Raw genomic sequence first — 9,859 nt, 5'->3', positions numbered from 1 at the left:
AGATATTTTCCATACGTTCTCAAAAGTTCCGGATTTTCCTTGGAAGCATTTTTACATCTTTTTCGGAAAAGCGCCTCCAAGTATCTTCCGGGATCAAAAGAGTGATCGTTTCTGCACGATCTTCCGCAAGAATCGAACTGATTTTACAATCGGAGTTAAGCAACAAAGTTCCCATACCTCATACGGTTCCGGGAAGGTTTCATGCGGATCGGATTCGGTAGAAAAAAAGAAAAAATTTTCAAAACGTTCTTTTAAAAAATCGGATTCGGTCTAAGAAAGTTTGGGCGAATCCGGCCTTGGCAGGCCGGACCGCGCTTTCAGCTATAGTCAATAAATTGCATGAAAGAAACGTGATACAATATATCGCCTTTAGTTTCAATTTATTGACTCCGCTTCAATCGCTTTCGCATTGGTTACGGCCCTGCTCCCGTTAATCCAAGATGCGATTCCATTCCCGATCGTAATACCGAACGAGGGCCTGGTTATCCAATCGATTGACGTCTACCGGAATTCGAGACATGTCCTGCGGAAAAACCTGGATCGATTCGAGCTCTTGAGGATTCAAAAATCGGAGATGATCCGGAAATTCTTTTTTGAACCGAATCGGTTTTTGACCCGCGAGAACAAACCCCCATTCTCCGAAAGAAGGAACATAAACGTGCAGAGGAAGCGTATGAAATCCCAACGAAGCGATCGTTCTTTCGATACACCAAAACGAAGACCGCGCAAAAAGAGGGGAGGTGGATTGGATTTCCAAAACGGAAAATTCGTTCATTCGTCTTTTGAGAACGTGGAAGAAAGCCGTGGTATAAAGTTTACCCAAAGAAAAATTGCTCGGATCGGGAAAGTCGATGACGACCACGTCGAAGATTTGTTCGGATTCTTCCAACCAAACAAACGCATCCGTGTTGATCACTTTCACTTTAGGATTTTTTAAACTTTCGTCGTTCAGTTCCTTTAAAACTCCGTGATCGGTAAATAAGTTCGTAACTGCGGGGTCTAAATCGACTAACGTAACCGATTCGACGTTTTTGTGTTTTAGAATTTCCCTTACGGCAAGACCGTCTCCTCCGCCGAGGACCAACACTTGTTTCGGAGCCGGATGAGAGAGTAACGCGGGATGAACCAAGGTTTCATGATAACGATATTCGTCTCTGGATGAAAACTGAAGATGTCCGTTTAAAAAAAGCCGGATCTCGTTTTTCCAACGTGTAACGATGATTCTCTGAAATTGGGATTGTTTGGAGAGAATGATTTCGTCCGTGTATAAGGATTCCTCGCTGTAATAAGTGATCAGATCCGAAAACGAAAAACCCAAAATTAAAAACGTTAATACGACAACCGATTGCGCCCTAAGGAAAATCATTTTGGAATGTTTGAGCGGCAAGGCCCAGGTTCCCCAGAGCGCCACACCCGCATTCAAAATTCCGAACAAAAATCCGGTTCGTATCAATCCTAACTTAGGCGCAAAAAAGATCGGAAACAAAATCGATGCGAGTAACGCGCCCACGTAATCCAAACTCAAAACCCTAGAAACGAGTTCCTTAAATTGAAGTTCTTTTTTTAGGATTCTCAACAGAACCGGAATTTCGAGTCCCACTAAAATTCCGATCAAGATCACGAGCAGGAACAAAGGAATTTGAAAGAATCGAATCTGACCGAAACTCAGATAAAGAATCGCAGAGCTGAAACCGCCCACAAAACCGATCGCAAGTTCTATTTCCAAAAACTTAGGAATCAGATCCTTTTCCACGTATTTCGACAACCAGGAACCGACTCCCATCGAAAACAAATAGGTTCCTATGATGAGCGAAAATTGAGTGACCGTTTCTCCGAGTAGGTAGGAGGCGATTGTTCCGGCTAACAGTTCGTAGACGAGACCGCAGGAAGAAATGATAAGAACCGAAATATAAAGCGCGGTCTGCAAACGGTTTTATTTCCCTCCGGAATATCTCATAAAGTTTGTATAATGAGAACGATATACACCCGGATTTTCCCGGACGGTTTTGGGAACGTTTTCGATCTCGTCGACTTCTTTCGAACCGCCTCCGTAAAAGTTGGAATACGTGAGATAACCCGTGATTCCCAGGGCGTAGGCGGGATATAAAAGTTTTTTTATAAAATTCATAGAGTTATCCTTTTGATTTCATTACGGGATTGTAATGGGTTTTGATTTTGATTCATAGTTTTGCCGAGCCTTTTATCGTTTTCAATCATTATCGTCGCCGTAATCGGAATCTCCCGAACCGGCCGGAGCAAAATCGCTGTTTTCATTTCTGGAAGCCTCGAACGAATAACTTCTGAAAAGAGAATAAGGTACGGGCAACCAGATCGCGAGTAAAAAGAGAAAGTAATACACCGATTGATCCACGTCTCTTTTAATACTCAGAGACACGTTAGCTCCGCTTCCTCGCGGAAAATCGGATTCGGATTCCAACCTGAGATAATATTCTCCGCCGGGAACCTCGCCGATGATGATATCCGCGGACTTATCACCTTCCGTCCAACTCTCTCCGTCGTCAACGCCTTCGTAATAACTGATTTCGAGGCCGGTATCGTAGGCGATGTCCGTCTTTGTGTTGATCAACGCTAAAGAATAATAAATGTAGTGATTGGAAAGATCGGGAACGTTCATCTTGATTTGAACGTTTTGTCTTTCGCTTCCTTCCAACTGAAATGTTTCCGTCACAAAAGAGGGATCGGTCGTTCCACCCGGAGCCGGATCTCGAACGTAAGAAAAATCCTTTTTAAAAACCTCCTTATCCTGAGCGTTCCAACAAAAACCGATTTGAACGACGAGCATGATTGAGGAAATCCAAGCGGCGATTTTTACGTTTCGTTTTCGAATCTTTGTAAACGGATTCGGTTCGGCCGTACCGATCCCTTCCGGGACGGGAAGTTCCACTTCTCCTTGAATCGATTTTTTGAGTTCGTCGACCGGAACGTATTCGCCGATAGACCAAAAGAGTTCGTTTTGGGTTTTTTCCGAAGAAAGCATCTTTGGAGGCGCGATAAAATCCGCGAGCTCCGCGTTGTCTCCCGCGTGAATTTTATAATAGAATTCACCGAATGCGAAATCGATTCCGGCGTTCGAAGAATTGAAGAGTTTATATTCTTCTTTTTGAAAGTTCTTTTTAGGCGGATAAGAGCCGACTACGGTTCTCGGAATGAACGGAACGGGTTCGAAAACGGTCCAGTGCCCGGCGGTTTCGTTCAACCAATAATAACCGCCGGTAAAATGAAGCAGATATTCGGTCCAAGGAAAAATTTGTCCGTCTGCGTGAACCGATTTTTTGACAACTCCGAGAACCTCGCATTCTTTACCTTTGAGAGAAAGTTTGGTTCCGGGAGGAAGGAAAATCCTGTCCTTGATGATTTCTTGAAACTTGGATAGAACGGTCAGTTCATCCCGACTCGTGTCCATCACGGTTCCGCAATATTCGCAAGCGATGGACTTGGAAAAATCCGGGCTCCTTTGATTTAAGGAAGCGCCGCAACCCAAACATTGGATCGCTTTCGCCTCCTGAAGTTTTTGAAAACCTGTGAACGCTTTCGGATCTCTGAGATTGACGAATTGAATCTGATCGAAACTATAAACCGTTCCCTTAAAATACAAAGGAGGAGTATGAGAATAATCTAATGTAGCAAACCAACCCTCGTCCGTGGCGAGATCCAAAAGAACGGAAGTGGAACCGGTTTGAAAACCGACGGGTAATTCACCCTCTCCGCCGATGCAGGTTGCCAATCCGATTTCCCGAAGCATCCAGAGTTCGTCGTCGAGTTTGAGAGTGTCACCCGCTCTCAGAAGTTGTTTGGAAGTTTTAGAGGAGATAAAATAAACGTCCGGGGGAGAATCCGGATTTTGAATCGGATCGTGTTCCGGGAACGTATCGTTTTGAGAAGTAGGCCGAAGTCGTGTGATCATAAACTGGCCCTGCGCTTCCGCGAGCCAAATCGAGTCGCCGTCCGAAGTGAGCGCGTACCATTCGTTCCAAGTTCCGAGACTGTACTTTTGTTGAATTCTTCCGACGACTTGAAAGGAGATTCCGTCTTTTGTTTTGCCGGAAGTTCCGATTTGAATCGGAGAAAGATCCGGCACAAGATCTCCGGCTTTACCGAGGTTTTCGAGAGATTGGTTTTTTTGAAGGGTTAAAGTTTTGCAGTTCGGACAGACTCCGTAAATTGAAACCTTACTTTGAAACGGGACGGGTGCGCCACAATTGGGACAACTCAGTTCTAACACAAAGATCGGTTGTATCTAGGTAAGAAATCCTTGTCATCTGAATTTCTAAAAAAGCGATCGGAAAAAAGAAATTGGGCGCGGGCAAAACAATCAGGACCGGTCGTTTAACGTTTGGCGTGACGTCTTAAACGCAGATAGGCGGCGTCCACATCACCTAGGGGTTTTTCCAATTCTTCCAAGGCGGGGTTCTGCCAGTAGATATCGTAGAGATTTTCACCGGAATACGCGTGAAAGTGATTGTCAAAGTGAATTTTTGCGAACTCGTCTTTGCGGGAGAACATGGCTCGGTTGATTTCGTTCAGGATTCCCAAAAAATCTTCGGATTCTGGATCGGGAGGAAAATCGGAAAGATATTCCATGGAAAGAAGGACCACATATTTTCTGGATTGTTTGAGTAATTTTAAGGATTCGTAAAGCAGTTCCAATTTGATGGGTTGCAAATACGGTCTCGTATTGTCCGCGATCGTTTTTTTTTGTTCGGCGGCCGCCAATTCTCGAAAAGCCAGTTCGAGATGTTTTTTCGGTTTGGTTTCGGTCCCTCGGATCGTTTTTTGGCCGAGAGAATTCAATTCGCCTCGGATTGTTTTTTTACTCGTTTCGATCAGGTCGGAATAAAGAATCAAAAGTAAATTCTGAGTGCGTTTGAGTTCGAAATAAGATTTTTCCAGATCGAATTGAAAATACAATTCGTTGGTTTCAACGTGATGTTGAATGATCCGTTTATAAAGAGCCTTGTCCGTTTCCGAACCCAGATTCGAGATGGAACTGTTCAAGGCTCGAATGAGGAAATCGTTCGTCTTGAGTCCTCTTTCCACCCGAATGAGATGAGTCGCCCCGTTGCTTGCATAGTCCGCGGAAACGGAAAACGGAATCGATACAACAATACAGATCGTGATTCCGAATAACGCCTTCATACGTATATTTTCGGGAAACGAACTTGAAGACTTCAATCAGGTCGTGAATAATAGGAGTTTCCCTTTTAAGTGAGTTATGTCTGTAAGTCATCTTACAAATTGAAGAGAGCGTTTTAAGCGACCTTTATTTTAAATCCCGGAAAAGTTCTTGGAATTATAATTAGAATGAAATTAAAACGATGTTTTTGATTTTGTTTTCTTTGAAAAATCGGGAGAAATCGAATTCAAAAAATGGAATATAACATCGTAAATTCTTGTTGGGCCCGGAATCCGTTTGCAAAAATCGACCTTCTTTTTAAATTCAAAAAGAAGAATATTGGGGGAATCCGAATGAAAATGATCGTAGAGAGAGTTTTTTTGTGAAACAACTTTCGGTTTTAGGATGTATTGTGTTTTTGGTTTTGTCCTGTTCCGCCGGACAAAAGGTTTATCTTTTGTCTCATGGAAATTGGAAGGGAAAAAAACTTCCCGAAGTTGGAAACGTAAAAGGAGAATTGAAGCGAGGGGAAGACTGCGGTTTCCGATACAGTCTTTCTAAGGCGTTTGAGAACGCGTTAAAAGATACGAAATACGATACGATTCTCGACGCGGAGATTACTCAGTCGGCAAACATGTTGATCCCTTTGAATTGTATTGCGATTCAAGGTTTTGCGTTTGATAGTTCCGAAGTTCCCAAGGAGGGCGGACAATGAAAGTTTTTTTATTTATGGTTTTGATCCCGTTGATTCTAATGAACTGCTCTCGGGATGCAAAACGAATTTCTTATGTTTCCTTGGATAAGCCCAAGGATGGGATTCTTTCCGAAGGGAATCAATCCGCCGAGTTCGGAAAATTTCGATTCGGAATTTTTTATATTCCACCGGTCGGAGTGTATCCGTATCTAAAAGAAGCGGAAACAAAAAGCGGGAGTTCGGTTTTAAGAAACGTCGACGTTATCATGAGACCGGGTTTTTGTTTGCTTCCTTTGATGCCGGTCTTTTGTGCTACAAGGCATTCCGTAATCGTGGAAGGTAATTCGGCTCAAACGATCCGCTAGTCTTTGCGGGCTACTGATCTTTAAGGTGGTTTTATAGAATCTTAAGGTTTCCACAAACCTCAGATTTACTCGTGACAACTGTCCTTAAAATGCGGAACTCTAACATTTCTGGGGAAAAGACCGAAATTTACAATCATGGAAAAGACATATAAAAGGTATTGACTGAATGAGACATAAAATTACCTTTAATAGTATGTCCGACCTAATAGGGGATTCTGCGAAGATTGCACTTTTAGTAAGTCATTCTCCTGACGGGAGAATACTAGTCACACATTTAGTGAAAATGCTTTACGCATTGGAACTTAAAAGCTTGGCGGAAAAGGAAAAGCGTATTACAAATATACGTTTTATCCATGACCATTATGGACCGAATGTTCCGGAGATCGAATTAATTCTTAATAACGATAAGCTATTTAAAATCGAAACTGAAAATGGTAAAACATTTTACTCAGTTAAAAAAAGTCTTAAAGAATTAGAAACGCAAATTTCTTCTAAAGATGTGCAGCTAATCAGCTCCTTTGCTAAGGAATTTTATCTTTATAAATTTTCTGATAAAGAAGATCCACATAACGCTGGTGGCTTGCTCGGGTACGCATATAATACATTACCTTTTATAGAAACGAAATTCAAAGAGGAAATTCTATTCGAAAGATATACCAGCACACCGCTGATTGATAAGGTATTAATTAAAGATAAAGATTTTTTACGTTATCAGAAACAATCTAACAAACTATCTGAAGATATATCTCCACTTTTTACACAAGCAGGTCGCGAACGATTAAGAGCCCGATTGAGGCATTAATATTCTAAATATGAATCGTGACGAATTCGAACGCAAGTCGTTTGGGATTTTTAAAAAAAGCATAGATCAGTATCCCCAAAATTATCCTAGGCAAAATGGCGCTTATTCTCTCTTTAATCGAGAAGCATACAAATCACTCCTCAACGACTGTTTGAAAATCGATAATGGTACTTACGAACTAATAACAGAACAAGATCGTACATCTTATTTTTTTCTGGCTCTTCAAGAAGGAAAAATAGAAAGCAAACTATATTCGGTTTTTAACACATTGATTCTTCCTGAGCATATAAAAGAAATAATTTATAAGCTGCTTATTTTATTTATGGATTTTCAAAACATACATCCTTCAAGCCGAAAAAATTTCCTCAAAAATTTATAAGCGCATATCATAAAACTTAACAATACTTCGCGAATATATCTTTACTTGGTCTAAGGAATCATCGAATAAAAGACTTCGGATCGGCCATATTAGACTATTCGAATACCGAAAAATCCGTCAAAGTTACATTCAAAACCTTCGGTTCGGGAGATTCACAAGGTTGTCCTTCCTGGTAGGTAATCGTCAACTCGTTGTCTTGCAGAACGATTTCCGTTTTGGAAACCGTATGAGCGTCCCTTCTGTGCATACAAGGCGAAAGCGCACCTTTTTCGGGCAGATGAGACGTGAGAAAAGTTTTGGATACGTTTAGAAATTGTTTCGCGTCGAGAGGACGGTCCGGAAGATAATTCTTTTGAAAGATCGTTTCTCTGGAAACCTGTGCCTTAAGTCCTTGCGTGAAGGAACTTCCGAGAATTTGAAATGTGTCTGCGTTAGACGTAACTGAAAATTCTTTTCCGTTCCATACGAAAATTTCCGTTTTTTCCAAAGTGATTTTCAAAAGTTTAAACGGATAAAAGTTTGCGAGATCCTCCGATTTGAGGAGTTCCGGTTCGACTTCGTTTAACAAACAGGAGCGGACGAGTAAACCTCTGCTCGTTGGATTTCTTAAAAGTTTGAGGGTTGCCTCGTAAAAATTCAAAAGGCAAAAAATTTCTCTCGAAGAATTGGCCCCGATCCAAGTACCGCCGTAATCGCCGTCTAACGGAGCCATTGCGAAGACCGGACCGCTTCCTAACTTTGTAGGCGCGAGTGAAGATTTTCTTTTTACGGATTCGTCCCTATTAAATCCTATGCCGAAAATTTTTCGATCCGGGTTTCTGTAGATGATCGCGGTGCACATATTTTCCTTAAGGGAAAAGATAAAAATCGATTCTTTGATTTTTATCCGCTTCGTAATTTCCTGAACCCGGAATCAGAGGTAATGTTTCTCCATAACCTCGGAAACGAATTCTGCCGAACGGAACCGACTTTGAAAAAAAATATTCCAACGCGTTTCGAGCCCTTTCTTCGGTTCCCACTTGATTGACTTCTTCGTCTCCTTGGTGAGAGGAATGAGATTGTAATTCTATTTTGTATCCCGGAAATTCGTTTAACACCGATCCGATTTTTCCGGGTAAACTCCACCATCTCGCTTCCACTTGAGATTCCGGAACGGAAATCCGTAAGGAATCGTCTTCTTCCACGACCAAAATTTCCGTTTTGAAGTCGGAGCCTTTTCCGTTCGATTCCCTTCCGAATACGTCCGTATATTTCCATTCGAAGTAGAATTCGCTTAAGGAACCGACTCGAACGCCGAATTGGTCCAAACCTTCCCAAAAAATTTCCGCACTCGGTCGACCTTCGCCCGTCCAAGTTTTGATTTTGCGTTTAAGAGACGTATAAGGTGGTGTTTCGTATAACGTGATTTCCCAAGATTGAATGGGAATTCCACGATGAGACATGGAAATTTTTAAGAGATCGTTTTTTCCGTCGTTGTCCGGTGAAAATTCTTTCGTTGAAACCGATAGATCCAAATCGAAGGATTCTTTGGAAATTTCAAAGGATGAAATCAAGGATTGATAACGTTCGTACCGACTGTGTACCGTAAGTCTGTAAAAATACGTTCCCGCCGCAACGAGATCGCCCGTTTGATTTTTTAAATCCCATTTCCATTCCGCGTTCGGTTCTCCTGTATCTCGCAAACGGAATACGTTTTTTTCCTCGTTTCCTTTTTTCTGAAAGATTTCGATTTCGTAGGAATCGGATTTGAGTTTGGGAGAAATGTAAAAAGAAAATTTCGCAAAGTTTTTTAAACTGCCGGGAAGATAAGAATAAAGTTTGGAATCGCAAAACATGTCCACGCCGATCGTTTCGTTTCGAATCGTAAGATCGGAAAGAACGGAAACCGATTCGTTTTTTCCTTTGTCGCTTCCGATCAATCTGTAAGTATAAAGTCCGTTTGATAATTGTTTATTGGAAAAATCGGTTCCGTCCCAACTGAGAACGGACGGAACGTCTTTGAATTTCCAAGAGTAAGATTTTACGATTCGTCCTTCCGAATCCACAAACTCTCCGGTAAAAACGTCCGAAGATTCTCCCGAAACTTTTTGAGAGATATTGATCCGAGAAGATGTTCGATCTCCGGTTAAAAAAAGAACCCGCGTTTTGGCGCCGATCTCGGAACTCGGCGAATGCGAATCCAAAAGAATCGTTTTTTCCTCGGATAAAAGATTCTCTTTGTTTTCCGTTACCAATCTGAGTCTGTATTTGTATTCTCCATCGGGAAGTAAAAACCCTTTGGAATCTTCTCCGAACCATAAGATCGATTCCGGAATTGCAATTTCGAGAGGAGACAGTTTCGTATCGTCCTGCAAAAAAGGAAACAATGAAAATCCTCTTTTTCTTCTATGATCCGCTCTAAAAGTTTTTACGATATCGTCTCCGGAATTTTTGATCACGAGTTCCCAATCGGAAAGACGGGGAAGCGCCGATTTATACTAGGTGT

At 41.8% G+C, this 9,859-nt stretch carries 9 protein-coding genes and 2 pseudogenes; 4 read left to right on the top strand and 7 right to left on the bottom strand.

Features of this window, described 5'->3' with window-relative positions:
- The 5 genes and pseudogenes from LEP1GSC060_RS19760 to LEP1GSC060_RS18035 all read right to left on the bottom strand — a co-directional run.
- Positions 1–133, bottom strand: a pseudogene (locus LEP1GSC060_RS19760) (DUF1564 family protein); the annotation flags it as partial.
- Positions 134–430: 297 nt separating this feature from the next.
- Positions 431–1,927, bottom strand: a complete 1,497-nt coding sequence (locus LEP1GSC060_RS18050; protein WP_003010461.1) for a polyamine aminopropyltransferase — start codon at positions 1,925–1,927, stop codon at positions 431–433.
- Between the two features lie 6 nt (positions 1,928–1,933).
- Positions 1,934–2,128, bottom strand: a complete 195-nt coding sequence (locus LEP1GSC060_RS18045) for a hypothetical protein (protein WP_003010458.1) — start codon at positions 2,126–2,128, stop codon at positions 1,934–1,936.
- A gap of 81 nt (positions 2,129–2,209) precedes the next feature.
- Positions 2,210–4,243, bottom strand: a complete 2,034-nt coding sequence (locus LEP1GSC060_RS18040) for a DUF4178 domain-containing protein (RefSeq protein ID WP_003010444.1) — start codon at positions 4,241–4,243, stop codon at positions 2,210–2,212.
- A gap of 104 nt (positions 4,244–4,347) precedes the next feature.
- Complete coding sequence (locus LEP1GSC060_RS18035) at positions 4,348–5,157, bottom strand: adhesin OmpL37 family surface protein (RefSeq protein WP_003010475.1); 810 nt, start codon at positions 5,155–5,157, stop codon at positions 4,348–4,350.
- A gap of 359 nt (positions 5,158–5,516) precedes the next feature.
- Between LEP1GSC060_RS18035 and LEP1GSC060_RS18030 the strand changes: the two genes are divergently transcribed.
- The 4 genes from LEP1GSC060_RS18030 to LEP1GSC060_RS18015 all read left to right on the top strand — a co-directional run bounded on the left by LEP1GSC060_RS18030 (position 5,517) and on the right by LEP1GSC060_RS18015 (position 7,374).
- The gene (locus LEP1GSC060_RS18030) at positions 5,517–5,849 is read left to right on the top strand and encodes a hypothetical protein (protein ID WP_036097099.1); all 333 of its coding nucleotides are present in this window, start codon (positions 5,517–5,519) and stop codon (positions 5,847–5,849) included.
- Positions 5,846–6,193 carry an LIC10260 family lipoprotein gene (locus LEP1GSC060_RS18025; protein WP_003010466.1) on the top strand — a complete coding sequence of 116 codons (348 nt, stop codon included), beginning with the start codon at positions 5,846–5,848 and terminating at the stop codon, positions 6,191–6,193. Before LEP1GSC060_RS18030 ends, LEP1GSC060_RS18025 begins: the two co-directional genes overlap by 4 nt.
- A 166-nt stretch (positions 6,194–6,359) precedes the next feature.
- On the top strand, positions 6,360–6,995 hold the full coding sequence (locus tag LEP1GSC060_RS18020) for a type II toxin-antitoxin system antitoxin SocA domain-containing protein (RefSeq protein WP_003010472.1): 636 nt from the start codon (positions 6,360–6,362) through the stop codon (positions 6,993–6,995).
- A 10-nt stretch (positions 6,996–7,005) separates the two neighbouring features.
- A complete protein-coding gene (locus LEP1GSC060_RS18015; protein WP_036097097.1) occupies positions 7,006–7,374 on the top strand; it encodes a hypothetical protein in 369 nt (122 codons plus the stop codon).
- Between the two features lie 94 nt (positions 7,375–7,468).
- Here the strand turns inward: LEP1GSC060_RS18015 and LEP1GSC060_RS18010 are convergent, their stop codons facing one another.
- Complete coding sequence (locus LEP1GSC060_RS18010; RefSeq protein ID WP_003010446.1) at positions 7,469–8,215, bottom strand: NRDE family protein; 747 nt, start codon at positions 8,213–8,215, stop codon at positions 7,469–7,471.
- Positions 8,216–8,222: 7 nt separating this feature from the next.
- Positions 8,223–9,848, bottom strand: a pseudogene (lsa66, locus tag LEP1GSC060_RS18005) (fibronectin-binding adhesin Lsa66); the annotation flags it as partial.
- Positions 9,849–9,859: the final 11 nt, after the last annotated feature.

Source organism: Leptospira weilii serovar Ranarum str. ICFT, assembly GCF_000332415.1.
Taxonomy (GTDB): Bacteria; Spirochaetota; Leptospiria; order Leptospirales; family Leptospiraceae; genus Leptospira; species Leptospira weilii_A.
This window is presented reverse-complemented; position numbering and strand designations above follow the sequence as displayed.

Bases quoted from the DNA above. Each gene is read 5' to 3' on its own strand.
- LEP1GSC060_RS18035 (WP_003010475.1), bottom strand. From the start codon at position 5,157: ATGAAGGCGTTATTCGGAATCACGATCTGTATTGTTGTATCGATTCCG.
- LEP1GSC060_RS18010 (WP_003010446.1), bottom strand. From the start codon at position 8,215: ATGTGCACCGCGATCATCTACAGAAACCCGGATCGAAAAATTTTCGGC.
- LEP1GSC060_RS18015 (WP_036097097.1), top strand. From the start codon at position 7,006: ATGAATCGTGACGAATTCGAACGCAAGTCGTTTGGGATTTTTAAAAAA.
- LEP1GSC060_RS18045 (WP_003010458.1), bottom strand. From the start codon at position 2,128: ATGAATTTTATAAAAAAACTTTTATATCCCGCCTACGCCCTGGGAATC.
- LEP1GSC060_RS18020 (WP_003010472.1), top strand. From the start codon at position 6,360: ATGAGACATAAAATTACCTTTAATAGTATGTCCGACCTAATAGGGGAT.
- LEP1GSC060_RS18025 (WP_003010466.1), top strand. From the start codon at position 5,846: ATGAAAGTTTTTTTATTTATGGTTTTGATCCCGTTGATTCTAATGAAC.